Annotated in this window: 10 protein-coding genes; 8 read left to right on the forward strand and 2 right to left on the reverse strand. The window is 67.2% G+C overall.

Annotated features, from left to right (window positions below; translation table 11 throughout):
• Window positions 1–94 precede the first annotated feature (94 nt).
• Window positions 95–631: a hypothetical protein gene (locus ACZK13_RS16210; protein ID WP_032130197.1), complete on the forward strand. Its 537-nt coding sequence runs from the start codon at window positions 95–97 to the stop codon at window positions 629–631.
• Window positions 632–684: 53 nt separating this feature from the next.
• Here ACZK13_RS16210 and hrpA read toward each other — a convergent pair whose 3' ends face one another.
• Window positions 685–4,767, reverse strand: a complete 4,083-nt coding sequence (gene hrpA / locus ACZK13_RS16215; RefSeq protein ID WP_253145821.1) for an ATP-dependent RNA helicase HrpA — start codon at window positions 4,765–4,767, stop codon at window positions 685–687.
• 86 nt (window positions 4,768–4,853) lie between these two features.
• Between hrpA and ACZK13_RS16220 the strand changes: the two genes are divergently transcribed.
• The 6 genes from ACZK13_RS16220 (at window position 4,854) to ACZK13_RS16245 (ending at window position 11,679) form a co-directional block, all read left to right on the forward strand.
• A complete protein-coding gene (locus ACZK13_RS16220) occupies window positions 4,854–5,402 on the forward strand; it encodes a Dps family protein (RefSeq protein WP_006439098.1) in 549 nt (182 codons plus the stop codon).
• A gap of 529 nt (window positions 5,403–5,931) precedes the next feature.
• Window positions 5,932–7,737: a DNA helicase RecQ gene (gene recQ / locus ACZK13_RS16225; RefSeq protein ID WP_478481922.1), complete on the forward strand. Its 1,806-nt coding sequence runs from the start codon at window positions 5,932–5,934 to the stop codon at window positions 7,735–7,737.
• An 85-nt stretch (window positions 7,738–7,822) separates the two neighbouring features.
• On the forward strand, window positions 7,823–8,206 hold the full coding sequence (locus ACZK13_RS16230) for a CopL family metal-binding regulatory protein (RefSeq protein WP_329914569.1): 384 nt from the start codon (window positions 7,823–7,825) through the stop codon (window positions 8,204–8,206).
• Window positions 8,207–8,281: 75 nt separating this feature from the next.
• Complete coding sequence (locus ACZK13_RS16235; RefSeq protein ID WP_032128515.1) at window positions 8,282–10,093, forward strand: copper resistance system multicopper oxidase; 1,812 nt, start codon at window positions 8,282–8,284, stop codon at window positions 10,091–10,093.
• The gene (locus ACZK13_RS16240; protein WP_478481925.1) at window positions 10,090–11,085 is read left to right on the forward strand and encodes a copper resistance protein B; all 996 of its coding nucleotides are present in this window, start codon (window positions 10,090–10,092) and stop codon (window positions 11,083–11,085) included. Before ACZK13_RS16235 ends, ACZK13_RS16240 begins: the two co-directional genes overlap by 4 nt.
• Before the next feature lie 81 nt (window positions 11,086–11,166).
• Window positions 11,167–11,679: a GNAT family N-acetyltransferase gene (locus ACZK13_RS16245; RefSeq protein ID WP_032128517.1), complete on the forward strand. Its 513-nt coding sequence runs from the start codon at window positions 11,167–11,169 to the stop codon at window positions 11,677–11,679.
• 123 nt (window positions 11,680–11,802) lie between these two features.
• Here ACZK13_RS16245 and ACZK13_RS16250 read toward each other — a convergent pair whose 3' ends face one another.
• Window positions 11,803–12,111, reverse strand: coding sequence for a TFIIB-type zinc ribbon-containing protein (locus tag ACZK13_RS16250; RefSeq protein ID WP_132810656.1), 309 nt, complete (start codon window positions 12,109–12,111; stop codon window positions 11,803–11,805).
• A 149-nt stretch (window positions 12,112–12,260) separates the two neighbouring features.
• Between ACZK13_RS16250 and ACZK13_RS16255 the strand changes: the two genes are divergently transcribed.
• The gene (locus ACZK13_RS16255; RefSeq protein WP_478481927.1) at window positions 12,261–13,028 is read left to right on the forward strand and encodes a CPBP family glutamic-type intramembrane protease; all 768 of its coding nucleotides are present in this window, start codon (window positions 12,261–12,263) and stop codon (window positions 13,026–13,028) included.
• Window positions 13,029–13,095 lie beyond the last annotated feature (67 nt).

A 13,095-nucleotide genomic window follows, 5' to 3' on the forward strand; every position in this document is an offset into this window, starting at 1 on the left:
CGCCGGCGCCGTTCAGGGACAATCACCGCGGCCACCATCACCCGGCATGAAGACATGCCGCTACACTCGCGGGCAAACCCAGGAGAGTCCCGACATGTCCTCGATCGTCCCGCGTTTCCGCCTACGGCTGCTGGCCTGTGCCGCACTGTTGCTGTCCCTGTCGGCGCCTGCGCTGGCCCAGCGCGTGGTGGAGGGTGACCTGCAGCAGCAGATGTCACCGGCCGAGTTCAAGGCGGCCGGCCTGGACAAGCTCAACGCGCAGGAACTGGCCACGCTGAACCGCTGGCTGCAGGGCAAGGTCGAAGCGGCCACCACCCAGGCGGTTGCGGCCGTACGGGAAACGGCGCGCGAGGAAGGCCGTCAGGAAGTGATCGTGAAGAATCGCGGCTTCTTCGATTTCGGCAGCAGCGAGCCGATCACCGGCGTGCTGCAGGGCGAGTTCCGCGGCTTCGGCAAAGGCCGCGTCTACGTGCTGGACAACGGCCAGGAATGGGAGCAGACCGATGCAAGCACCCTGGCCGGTGTGCGCAAGCAGTCCCCCGCCGTCAGCATCAAGCCCGGTGTGATGGGCGTGTGGTACCTGAAGGTCGACGGCGTGAACACCCAGCCGAAGGTGCGCCGAACCAAGTAACGCCGTGACGTTGCTGCAGAGCCGAGCGTGGGCTCGGCTCTGCAGCAACGACGTCACGCCTGGCGCAATGCGGTCACCCGCTGCGCCAGCTTCTTCGCCGAGATGCCGGTGCGCGCACCCAGCTCCTGCGCGAACAGTGACACCCGCAGCTCTTCCAGATCCCAGCGCAGCGCCTGCCATTGCGGGCGTTCGCGCAGTCCCTGCTGCTCCCCCGCTGCCAACGCCTCCAGGAACGGATGCAGTTCCAGCATGCGTGCCTGGTCACGTGGCGGATCACGCTTGGCACGCTCGGTACGCAGGATCATCGCCTTCAGATAGCGCGGGTACTGCGCCAGCGCGTCGGCCGGCGTGTCACGCAGGAAGCCGGGATGGATCAGCCCGACAAGCTGCGCTTCCATGTCGTCCAGATTGCCGCGCGCCCAACCCATCAACGGTGCTTCCAGCATCGGCTTCAGTTCCGCCACCAGCGCCAGGATGGTTTCGGCCAGCTTCAGCCGCGACATGGCCTCGCCGAACAGCGCCTTGGCCGCATGCTCACGACGCTGCTCGAAGGCTGCCGCATCGCGGATGTCTTCCAGCCCCTCGGCCAGCACCGCGTTCATCGCCGCATCGACCAGGTCACCACGCAGGCGCTCCTGCGACTCGATCGCCGCATACAACAGGCCGGTCTTGGCACCGACCGGCAGCTGCTTGCGCGCCTGCTTCACCTTCTCGGCCAGGGCAATCTCCAGCAGCCGGCGCACGCCCAGCGGATGGGCCTCCTGCGCCTGCTGGCGATCGGCGAAGATGCGCAGCGCCACGCTGTCGCCCTCGTCCAGCAGCGCCGGATAGGCCGGCACGCCCGCTTCACCGGGTACCTGCAGCGGAATCGGCGTGGCCGGGAACGTGCGCAGGCCATCGGCGGCCATCTCGCGCCCAGCGCGTGCAGCGAACGCATCGCCGGCACGACCACCGAATTTCGCGCGCAGTGCGTCCAGATCGCGCGAGGTCGCCAGCACCTTGCCCTGCTCGTCGCGCAGCCGCAGGTTCATGTGCAGGTGCGGTTCGATCGAACCAGGCTCGAAATCGAGCGCGGTCACCGTTGCGCCGGTCGCACGTGACAGGAAGCGCGCCAGTTCGCCGGTAATGGCATCGGCGCTGGGCTGCGGGAACGCCTCGTAGAACGCGCGGCCGAAGTCCGGTGCCGGCACGTAGTTGCGGCGCATCGCCTTGGGCAGGCTGCGGATCAGTGCCGAGGCCTTGTCGGCGACGAAACCCGGCGCCAGCCAGCCCAGTTGCACCGGGTCCAGTGCGTTGAGCAGGTGCAGCGGTACGTCCAGGGTCACGCCATCGTCGTCGGCACCCGGTTCGAAGCGGTAATGCAGTGGCAGGCGCGCCTGGCCCAGCGGCAGGTACTTCGGGTAACGCTCCTGTTCGCTGCCCTCACCCGGCAACAGATCGACCAGCGACCAGTGCAGGGTCTTGCGCTGTTCCGGCGCCAGCCCCTTCCACCAGGTATCCAGCCCCGCGGCCGAATGGATCTGCGGCGGCACCCTGTCCAGGTACCAGCGCGCCTGCCAGTCCTCGTCGGCGACGATGCCGGCGCGGCGCAGCTTGGCTTCTTCTTCGCGGGCGACCTCCAGCACTTTCTGGTTGTCGGCCACGAAGCTGGCGCGGGTGTTGATCTCGCCGGTCACCAGCGCCTGGCGCACGAAGATGTCATGTGCCTCGCCCGGCGCGATGCGGGCGTAGTGCACCGGCTTCTTCGGCGCCAGCACCAGGCCGAACAGGCTGATCTGCTCGGAGGCCAGCACCTGGCCCTGCGCGCGCGACCAGTGCGGGTCGAAGTGCTTGCGCAGCAGCAGGTGCGGCAGCTCGGCGATGACCCAGTCCGGCTCGATCGCCGCCAGGGTCATGCCCCACACCTTCTGCGTATCCAGCAGATTGGCCACCAGCAGCCACGGCGGCGGACGCTTGGACAGCGCCGAGCCCGGGAACGGCAGGAAGCGGCGCTGGCGCGGCGCCTGGAAGTCACCCTTCTCGGTGCGGTGGCCGATCTGCGTCGGCAGGCCCGCCACCAGCGCCCGATGCAGGGTCTGGTACGCAGCGGCACGCACGCGTTCGCTGAAACCGCCGCCCACCGGTGCCTGTTCCTTCTGCGCACGCACGGGCACTGGCGCCGGGGCCGCCTCGGCCTTGCCTTCGCGGGCCAGGCGCGCGGCACGGTGCAGCTGGCCACGGGTGGCCTTCACTGCAGCGGCGTCATCGCGCGCCGGAGCCGGTGCACTGCTGCCGGCCAGCAGCGGTGCCATCGAGGCCTCGTTGGCTTCTTCCTTCCAGCCCAGTTCCTCGCACAGCAGGCGCAGTTGGCGATGCAGCTCGCGCCACTCGCGCATGCGCAGGAAGCCAAGGAAGTGGCGGCCGCACCAGTCACGCAGCTTGGACTGGGTCAGGTCTTCATGGGCCTGCCGATAGGCATCCCACAGGCGCAGCACTCCGACAAACTCTGACCGCCCATCGGCGAACTGCGCATGCGCGCTGTCGGCCGCGCCACGCGCTTCCGGCGGGCGTTCGCGCGGGTCCTGGATGCCCAGGAACGAGGCGATCACCAGCATCGGCCGCAGGCAGCCGGCAGCCTGCGCCGCCACCAGCATGCGCGCCAGCTTCACGTCCACCGGCAGGCGTGCCATCTGCTTGCCGATGGTGGTCATGCGCCGCTCGGCGTCGATCGCGCCCAGTTCGGTCAGCTGCTGCCAGCCATCGGCCACCGCACGCTCGTCCGGCGCTTCCAAGAACGGGAACTCTTCGATGCGGCCCAGGCCCAGCTGCAGCATGCGCAGGATCACCCCGGCCAGGCTGGAGCGGCGGATTTCCGGATCGGTGAACTCGGGCCGCGCCTGGAAATCGGCCTCGGCGTACAGGCGGTAGCAGATACCCTCGGCGATACGGCCGCAGCGACCCTTGCGCTGATTGGCGCTGGCCTGCGAGATCGGCTCGATGTGCAGACGGTCGAGCTTGTTGCGCGGACTGTAGCGCTTGACGCGGGCAAAGCCCGGATCGACCACGTAGCGGATGCGTGGCACCGTCAGCGAGGTTTCCGCCACATTCGTGGCCAGCACGATGCGGCGGTTCGGGCCGGGGTTGAACACCCGGTCCTGGTCCTGGTTGGACAGGCGCGCGTACAGCGGCAGCACCTCGGTATTGCGGTACTTGCGGCGTTCCAGCGACTGGTGCGCATCGCGGATCTCGCGCTCGCCCGGCAGGAAGATCAGCACGTCGCCGCGCGAATCCAGACGGGTGATTTCGTCGATGGCCGACACGATGGCGTCGTTGACGGTGCGCTCGCCCTCCTGCTCGCCCTCGCCTTCCAGCGCGCGGTAGCGCACTTCCACCGGGTAGGTGCGGCCTTCAACGCTGATCACCGGCGCATTGTCGAAATGCTGGGCGAAGCGTTCGGTGTCGATGGTGGCCGAAGTGACGATCAGCTTCAGGTCCGGGCGCTTACGCAGCAGCTGCTTCAGGTAGCCCAGCAGGAAGTCGATGTTGAGGCTGCGTTCGTGCGCCTCGTCGACGATGATCGTGTCGTAGTTCGACAACCAGCGGTCACTGGCGATTTCCGCCAGCAGGATGCCGTCGGTCATGAACTTGATTCGGCTGTCTTCGCTGACCTTGTCGTTGAAGCGCACCTGGTAGCCGACCAGCTGGCCCAGTTCGCTCTGCAGTTCCTGCGCCACGCGGCTGGCCACCGCACGTGCGGCAATCCGTCGCGGCTGGGTGCAGCCGATCATGCCGGCCTGGCCACGGCCTGCGGCCAGGCACAGTTTCGGCAGCTGGGTGGTCTTGCCCGAGCCGGTTTCACCAGCGATCACCACGACCTGGTGGTCGCGGATCAGCCCGATGATGGCGTCGGCTTCACGCGCAATCGGCAGCTGCGGGTCCAGAGTAATGGACGGCTGCTGCTGCGCCCGTGTCATCCGGCGCTGCACCGACGCCTGCAAGGCCTGCTCGAAAGTGGCGGCCAATGCCGCATCCTGTGGCTTGGCCTGGCATCGCGAGAGCATCCCCAGCAAACGGCCCCGGTCGCGGCTCATGGCGCCGTCGATGGCGGCGCGCTGTTGGCGCAGGCGGGGCGATGGATTTTTATCGATAGAGTTCATCAATCGGTTCGTTCAAAACTTTGAAAGCGACCAGTCATCACGACCGGTTTATTGTGAAGGCCAACGATTCCACAAGGAGGAACCCCATGGCGAAGACCAAGAGCACGACCAAGGCCAAGACCGGCAAGCAGAAGCTTGCAGCGGCGGCACCGTCGGCGCCGAACATCGATATCGGGATCACCCAGGGCGACCGCAAGAAGATCGCCGACGGTCTGTCGCGCTTCCAGGCCGATGCGTTCACGCTCTACCTGAAAACGCACAACTTCCACTGGAACGTGACCGGGTCGATGTTCAACTCGCTGCACACCATGTTCGAGACGCAGTACACCGAGCAGTGGGCGGCACTGGACGACGTGGCCGAGCGCATCCGCGCGCTGGGCTTCAATGCCCCGGGCTCCTACCGGGAATTCGCTGCGCTGACCTCGATCGCCGAGGAACCGGGCCTGACCGACAGTGCGGACTGGCGTGAAATGGTACGCCAGTTGGTGGTCGCCAACGAAGCGGTCTGCCGTACGGCACGTGAAGTGCTGGACGTGGCGGCCAAGGGTGACGACGCCCCGACCGAGGATCTGATGACCCAGCGCCTGCAGACCCACGAGAAGTACGCCTGGATGCTGCGCTCGCTGCTGCAGTAAGGGTTGGGGGTGTTCGGCAGGGCTGCGCCCTGCACCCGCAGAGGCCTTGAAGCCAAGGCCAGAGCCAGAGCAGAAGCTGGCTATCTGTGGGTTGGCGGGGTGGGTCCGGTTGCGGGGGACGCCGTAAATCCATCCATGGCGCTCACGCCCCCGCAACCGGACACCCCCCGCCTTCGACAGTTTTCTGCGATCTGCCGGAACAGCGTCCGCTCTGGTAGGTGTCGACCTTGGTCGACACGGATGAATTCAGTCGATATCTGACAGATGTGTCGACCAAGGTCGACACCTACCAACAGCCGCGTGAACCTGTCGAGGGCGGGGCGGTGTCGGATTGCGGGGTGTCAGCCGCATGGATGCGGCTGCCAAGCCTACACGGACGTACTTGCGGCGTCCCCGCAATCCGACACCGCCCCGCCAACCCACGGATCACCCCAGAGCCGGCTGTTGCCTTTGACGTTGCTCTGGCTTGAAGGCTTCTGCAGGTGCAGGGCGCAGCCCTGCCGAACCCCCGCCGGGGTAAACTAGCCGGATGGCTTCCCGTCCCGCGCACGACCTGCTCCAACGCGTCTTTGGTTACGACGATTTCCGTGGTCCCCAGCAGGACATCGTGGAGCATGTGGCTGCCGGTCATGATGCCCTGGTGCTGATGCCCACCGGCGGCGGCAAGTCGCTCTGCTACCAGGTGCCGGCCCTGCTGCGTGACGGTTGTGGCATCGTCATCTCGCCGCTGATCGCGCTGATGCAGGATCAGGTCGAAGCCCTGCGCCAGCTCGGCGTGCGTGCCGAGTACCTGAATTCCACCCTGGATGCCGAGACCGCCGGGCGCGTCGAGCGCGAACTGCTCGCCGGCGAGCTGGACATGCTCTATGTCGCTCCCGAGCGGCTGCTGACCGGCCGCTTCCTGTCACTGCTGTCGCGCAGCCAGATCGCCCTGTTCGCCATCGACGAAGCACACTGCGTGTCGCAGTGGGGCCATGATTTCCGCCCCGAGTACCGCCAGCTGACCGTGCTGCACGAGCGTTGGCCACAGATCCCGCGGATCGCGCTCACCGCCACCGCCGATCCGCCGACCCAGCGCGAGATCGCCGAGCGCCTCGATCTGCAGGAAGCACGCCACTTCGTCAGCTCCTTCGATCGCCCCAACATCCGCTACACCGTGGTGCAGAAGGACAACGCCCGCAAGCAGCTGACCGATTTCCTGCGCGGCCACCGCGGCGAGGCCGGCATCGTCTACTGCATGTCGCGGCGCAAGGTCGAAGAGACCGCCGAATTCCTCTGCGGCCAGGGCTTCAACGCCCTGCCCTACCATGCCGGCCTGCCACCGGAAGTACGCGCCAACAACCAGCGCCGCTTCCTGCGCGAGGATGGCATCGTGATGTGCGCCACCATCGCCTTCGGCATGGGCATCGACAAGCCGGACGTGCGCTTTGTCGCGCATACCGACCTGCCCAAGTCGATGGAAGGCTACTACCAGGAAACCGGCCGCGCCGGCCGTGATGGCGAGGCCGCCGAGGCCTGGCTGTGCTACGGCCTGGGTGACGTGGTGCTGCTCAAGCAGATGATCGAGCAGTCCGAAGCCGGCGAAGAGCGCAAGCAGCTGGAGCGGTCCAAGCTGGACCACCTGCTGGGCTACTGCGAATCCATGCAGTGCCGCCGCCAGGTGCTGCTGGCCGGTTTCGGCGAGACCTATCCCCAGCCCTGCGGCAACTGCGACAACTGCCTGACGCCGCCGGCCTCGTGGGACGCGACCATTCCGGCGCAGAAGGCACTGAGCTGTGTCTATCGCAGCGGCCAGCGCTTCGGCGTCGGTCACCTGATCGATGTGCTGCGCGGCAGTGAAAACGAGAAGGTCAAGCAGCAGGGCCACGACAAGCTCAGCACCTATGCGATCGGCCGTGACCTGGATGCACGCACCTGGCGCAGCGTATTCCGCCAACTGGTCGCCGCCAGCCTGCTGGAAGTGGACAGCGAGGGCCACGGTGGCCTGCGCCTGACCGATGCAAGCCGCGACGTGCTGACCGGCCGCCGCCAGATCAGCATGCGCCGCGACCCGGCCAGCAGCACCAGAGGGCGCGAGCGCAGCGCGCAGCGCACCGGCCTGTCGGTGCTGCCGCAGGATCTGGCGCTGTTCAACGCGCTGCGCGGCCTGCGTGCCGAACTGGCCCGCGAACAGAACGTGCCGGCCTTCGTGATCTTCCACGACAGCACTCTGCGCAACATCGCCGAACAGCGCCCGACCAGCCTGGACGAACTGGCCCGGGTCGGCGGCATCGGCGGCACCAAGCTGAGCCGTTACGGCCCGCGCCTGGTCGAGATCGTGCGCGAAGAAGGGTAGCGGCTCTACATTGGTGCTGCTCCAACCTTGAACCGGCCATTCAGCCGGAAGTGCATCCGCAATCACTTGCAGCTAGATTAGCGCCATGTCCCTGGCCTCGACCCTGCTCCGTGTCGTGCTCATGCTCAGCCTGTTGCTCAACGGGCTGAACGCGGCCATGGCCAGTGGTCATGAGGAAATGGGCCGGATGGCCCACGCCGCAGCCGCTGCCGTTGATGGCGGCACCGCCGACTGCCACCACCACGCCGGCATGCAGGCCGACCCGGCCCCACAGGCCAAGGCGCCGCCCCACGACGCCCACTGCCAGATCAAGGACTGCGTGCGCAGCTGCGCCCAGCACCCGCTGCTGGTGGTGCAGCCGTTGCCGTTCATGGCCGGTCCGACGTTATCGCTGGCCCCGCAGCCGATGCCGGCCACTGGCCGTCCGGCGCCGCCTCTGCCGCCGATTTCGCGTCCTCCCATCGGCTGATTCCACACGCATCGTGCGCCCTGCGCACCGCAGCCGGCCGCCTGCCGGCGTCTTTACGTGTCTGGAGTCACCACCATGAATACCCGCATTCCCCCCGGTCCGGGCGCTGTGCCCATGCCGTCGCGCCGCCTGTTCGTGCAGGGCCTGGCCGCCGGCGGCGTGGTTGCCGGCATCGCCGCTGTCGGCGTGCCGCAGCGCGCGCTCGCCGCCGCCACGGCCGCCCCACGGCTGGCCGGCGCCCCCGCCGTGCTCAGCGACACCCGCATCGAACTGGCCATCGGCGAATCGCTCGCCAATTTCACCGGCCGCACCCGCCCGGCGATCACCGTCAACGGCTCGCTGCCGGCACCGATCCTGCGCTGGCGCGAAGGCCAGACCGTCGACCTGTTCGTGCGCAACACGCTGGAACGCCACCCGACCTCGATCCACTGGCACGGCATCCTGCTGCCCGCCAACATGGACGGCGTGCCCGGCCTGAGCTTCAACGGCATCGGCCCCGGCGAGACCTACCACTACCACTTCGAGCTGAAGCAGTCGGGCACCTACTGGTACCACAGCCACTCCATGTTCCAGGAGCAGGCTGGTCTGTACGGCGCGCTGATCATCGACCCGGCCGAACCGGCGCCGTACCACCACGACCGCGAGCACGTGATCATGCTGTCGGACTGGACCGACATGGACCCGGGCGCGCTGTTCCGCCGCATGAAGAAGCTGGCCGAGCACGACAACTACTACAAGCGCACCCTGCCCGACTTCCTGCGCGACGCGAAACGCGACGGCTGGTCGGCGGCGCTGTCCGACCGTGGCATGTGGGGCCGGATGCGGATGACGCCCACCGATATCTCCGACATCAACGCGCACACCTATACCTACCTGATGAACGGCACCGCCCCGGCCGGCAACTGGACCGGCCTGTTCCGCAGCGGCGAGAAGGTGCTGCTGCGCTTCATCAATGGCGGGTCGATGACCTACTTCGACGTACGCATTCCTGGCCTGAAGATGACCGTGGTCGCTGCCGACGGCCAGTACATCCACCCGGTGAGCATCGATGAGTTCCGCATCGCCCCGGCCGAAACCTACGATGTGATCGTCGAACCGAGCGGCCAGGACGCCTTCACCATCTTCTGCCAGGACATGGGCCGCACCGGCTACGCCGCCGGAACATTGGCGGTTCGCCATGGCCTGCAGGCACCGATTCCCGCGCGCGACCCACGTCCGTTGCTGACGATGAGCGACATGGGTCACGACATGGGCAGTGGTGGCCACGGCGGTCACGACATGGCCGCGATGAAAAGCATGGAAGGTGGCTGCGGCGCCAGCATGGGCCACGGCGCGCACGGCGGCGGCGATGCCGCCAGCAAGGCACCGAAGCACCCTGCCAGCGAACGCAACAACCCGCTGGTGGACATGCAGAGCTCGGCCTCCGAACCGAAGCTGGACGACCCCGGCATCGGCCTGCGCGACAACGGCCGCCAGGTGCTGACCTACGGCGCGATGCGCAGCCTGTTCGAAGACCCGGATGGCCGCGAGCCGAGCCGCGAGATCGAACTGCACCTGACCGGACACATGGAGAAGTTCTCCTGGTCGTTCGATGGCATCCCATTCGCCAGCGCCGAACCACTGCGGCTGAACTACGGCGAGCGCATGCGCATCGTGCTGGTCAACGACACCATGATGCAGCACCCGATCCATCTGCACGGCGTGTGGAGCGACCTGGAAAACGCACAGGGCGAGTTCCAGCTGCGCAAACACACCATCGACATGCCGCCGGGCACCCGCCGCAGCTATCGCGTGCGCGCCGATGCTCTCGGCCGCTGGGCCTACCACTGCCATCTGCTGTACCACATGGAAGCGGGCATGATGCGCGAAGTGAGGATCGAAGAATGAGCCGCTCACTGCTTTCCCCCAGCCTGCTGGCCCTGGGCCTGGCCGCTGCATTGCCGGTGTTCGCGCAGTCGCACGCTGGTCACGACATGGCCGCGATGGATCCGCCCGCGAAGACCGTGAAGGCACCGGTCGAACCGGTCGATCATTCGAAGATGGATTCGGGCGCGATGGACCACTCAGCCATGGATCACTCGAAGATGGACCATGGCGCGAGGCAGCCGGCGACGATGGACCATTCCACGATGGACCACGCCGCGATGGGCCACGGATCGCCTGCACCGACCGAACCGCGCGAACCCATCCCGGTGCCGACCGATGCCGACCGCGCCGCGGCCTTCCCGCCCATCGCCCACGGTGCGATGGAGCATGCGCCAGAGATCAACAGCCTGCTGCTGATCGACCGTCTGGAACATTGGGATGGCAAGAGCAGCAACGGCCAGGCCTGGGAGGCGACCGGTTGGATCGGCGGCAACATCAACCGCCTGTGGCTGCGCACCGATGGCGAACGCAGCCGTGGCCGCACCGAATCGTCGTCGCTGGAAGCGCTTTATGGCCGCAGCGTGTCGCCGTGGTGGGACGTGCTGGTCGGCGTGCGCCAGGACTTCCGCCCGGCTGACTCGCGCACGTGGGCGGCCGTCGGCATCCAGGGCCTGGCGCCGTACAAGTTCGAGAGCTCGGCCACGCTGTACATGGGCTCCGGCGGCCAGGTGCTGGCCAAGGCCGAGGTCGAGTACGACGTGCTGCTGACCAACCGCCTGATCCTGCAGCCGCTGCTGGAAGCCACCGTCGCGGCCAAGGACGAAAAGGAGTACGGCATCGGCCGTGGCCTGAACAAGGTCGAAGCCGGGCTGCGACTGCGCTATGAGTTCAGCCGCCGCTTCGCGCCCTACATCGGCATCAGCCACGAACGCACGTTTGGTGACACCGCCGACTACGCCGGTGACCACGCACGCGACACACGCTGGGTGGCCGGCGTGCGCATGTGGTTCTGAGCAGCAGTTCGTGAGCAATGGCCAGCCCCGGCAGCCGCCGGGGCCGGCTACACTGCGCCACGTTCCAATGCAGGCACCGCCATGTCGTTGCAGATCCGCCGCGCCACCCTTGCCGACGTCGACGCGCTGTCGGCCATCGCGATTGCCACCTACAACGAAACCTGGGGCGATTCCTATCCGCCGCAGGAGCTGCACGATTTCCTGCAGGCGCACTACAGCAGCGAGCCGCAGCGCATCGAACTGTCCGATCCACGCAGTGCCATCTGGCTGTTGATGGACGGTGACGCCGTGGTCGGCTATCTGGCCGCCGGTGCCAACACCCTGCCGCACACGGATGCACGCGACGGCGACATCGAACTGAAGCGGTTCTACATCCTGGCCGCACACCAGAACGGCGGCCATGGTGCACGCATGATGGACGCGTTCATGGCCTGGCTGGACCAGCCGCAGCGCCGCACACTGTGGGTGGGCGTGTGGGAAGAGAATTTCGGCGCACAGCGCTTCTATGCGCGTTACGGCTGCAGCAAGGTTGGCGAGTACGACTTCATCGTCGGCGACACCCACGACCGCGAGTTCATCCTGCGGCGGCCGTGATCACGCGCTCCATGTAGAGTCGAGCCATGCTCGACTGCACCTAACCTGTAGAGTCGAGCCATGTTCGACTCTTGGCGGCAACAGCCAGTCGAGCATGGCTCGACTCTAAAAAGCGCGAAGCGCCTAGAAGTCGAACAGTTCCGACAGGAAGCTGTCCTTCTTCTTTTTCTTGTATCCGTGGCCCCGATTGTCCTCGTAGCGCTGGCCCAAGTGGCGGGTATCACGGTGCATCACCGGCGGCGGAGAGGATGCCGGATGCTGCTGCACAGGCGCGGGCGGCGGCACGGCCGCACCGGCACCGGCACGCTCGATGATCTTGTCCAGTTCACCACGATCCAGCCACACGCCCCGGCAGCCGGGGCAATAGTCGATCTCGATGCCATGGCGTTCGGCCATCTGCAGGGTCTGGGTCTTGCACACGGGGCACAGCATCGGCATTGCTCCTGTCGGTCCTGCATCGACTGTACCTGTGCGGTGATGACTGTGCGGCAACGCATGACCGATGGCACAGGGACTTCCGACGCGCGCCGATGCGGCGGCAGTCGCACACACTGGGCCCCTGTTCCGCAGGGAGTGCGTACATGACCGCGTTGTCCCGCCTGCCCACCGCCGCGCGCCTGCTGCTGGTCCTGCTGGGCGTTGGCCTGGGCCTGAACCTGCGCGATATCGCCTCAGCCATCGGCACACCGATTCCCGCCCTGCCCATACCCTACGGCGGCAGCCTGCTGGACAACGCGCTGGCGGTGCTGGTGGCACTACTGCTGGCCACGCTGCTGCGGCCCCGTGGCATGGGCCTGCTGGCCAGCCTCGGGCTGCGCGGGAATGGTTGGGGAGGCCCGATGTGGGTGCTGTTGGCCAGCCTGCCGTGCTGGCTGGGCCTGGCGCTGCTCGGTACCCCGAACACGGCGTTGACCACGCTGGATGCCACGATGCTGGGCGTGCTGTTCCCGCTGGCCGAGGAAGTGCTGTTCCGCGGCCTGGGCTTCGTGCTGCTGGTGAAGATCGTGCGTAGTCCGTGGCCGCTGCTCGCGCTGCCGCAGGCGCTGCTGTTCGGCATGGTGCACTGGCTCGGCTTCGGTGGGTTCGACGGTGGCGGCATCGCGCTGTTCGTCGGCGCGGTGATCGCCGTGGGCGGCTTCATCTTCGCCTGGCTTGACCACCTCGACGGCGACACCCTGTGGTGCGGCTTGGTCCTGCATATTTCGATGAACCTGGCCTGGAATGTGTTCAGCCTTGACGACGCCGTCGCGCTCGGCTGGCAGGCCACCAGCCTGCGCATCGGCACCGCGCTGCTGGCGGTGGCGATGCTGGCCTGGCACGTGCGCCGCCAGCGACGCGGACAGCTGTAACGCCCACTTAGCTTGCCGTGCACGCCGGGATCACTACTGGCTTGCGCATACTTGCGCGCCTTTCGCT

The organism is Stenotrophomonas sp. 99219_Sma (assembly GCF_056480785.1).

Bases quoted from the DNA above. Each gene is read 5' to 3' on its own strand.
- ACZK13_RS16220 (WP_006439098.1), top strand. From the start codon at position 4,854: ATGGCGAAGACCAAGAGCACGACCAAGGCCAAGACCGGCAAGCAGAAG.
- ACZK13_RS16255 (WP_478481927.1), top strand. From the start codon at position 12,261: ATGACCGCGTTGTCCCGCCTGCCCACCGCCGCGCGCCTGCTGCTGGTC.
- ACZK13_RS16250 (WP_132810656.1), bottom strand. From the start codon at position 12,111: ATGCTGTGCCCCGTGTGCAAGACCCAGACCCTGCAGATGGCCGAACGC.
- ACZK13_RS16210 (WP_032130197.1), top strand. From the start codon at position 95: ATGTCCTCGATCGTCCCGCGTTTCCGCCTACGGCTGCTGGCCTGTGCC.
- ACZK13_RS16240 (WP_478481925.1), top strand. From the start codon at position 10,090: ATGAGCCGCTCACTGCTTTCCCCCAGCCTGCTGGCCCTGGGCCTGGCC.
- ACZK13_RS16230 (WP_329914569.1), top strand. From the start codon at position 7,823: ATGTCCCTGGCCTCGACCCTGCTCCGTGTCGTGCTCATGCTCAGCCTG.
- recQ (WP_478481922.1), top strand. From the start codon at position 5,932: ATGGCTTCCCGTCCCGCGCACGACCTGCTCCAACGCGTCTTTGGTTAC.
- ACZK13_RS16245 (WP_032128517.1), top strand. From the start codon at position 11,167: ATGTCGTTGCAGATCCGCCGCGCCACCCTTGCCGACGTCGACGCGCTG.
- ACZK13_RS16235 (WP_032128515.1), top strand. From the start codon at position 8,282: ATGAATACCCGCATTCCCCCCGGTCCGGGCGCTGTGCCCATGCCGTCG.
- hrpA (WP_253145821.1), bottom strand. From the start codon at position 4,767: ATGAACTCTATCGATAAAAATCCATCGCCCCGCCTGCGCCAACAGCGC.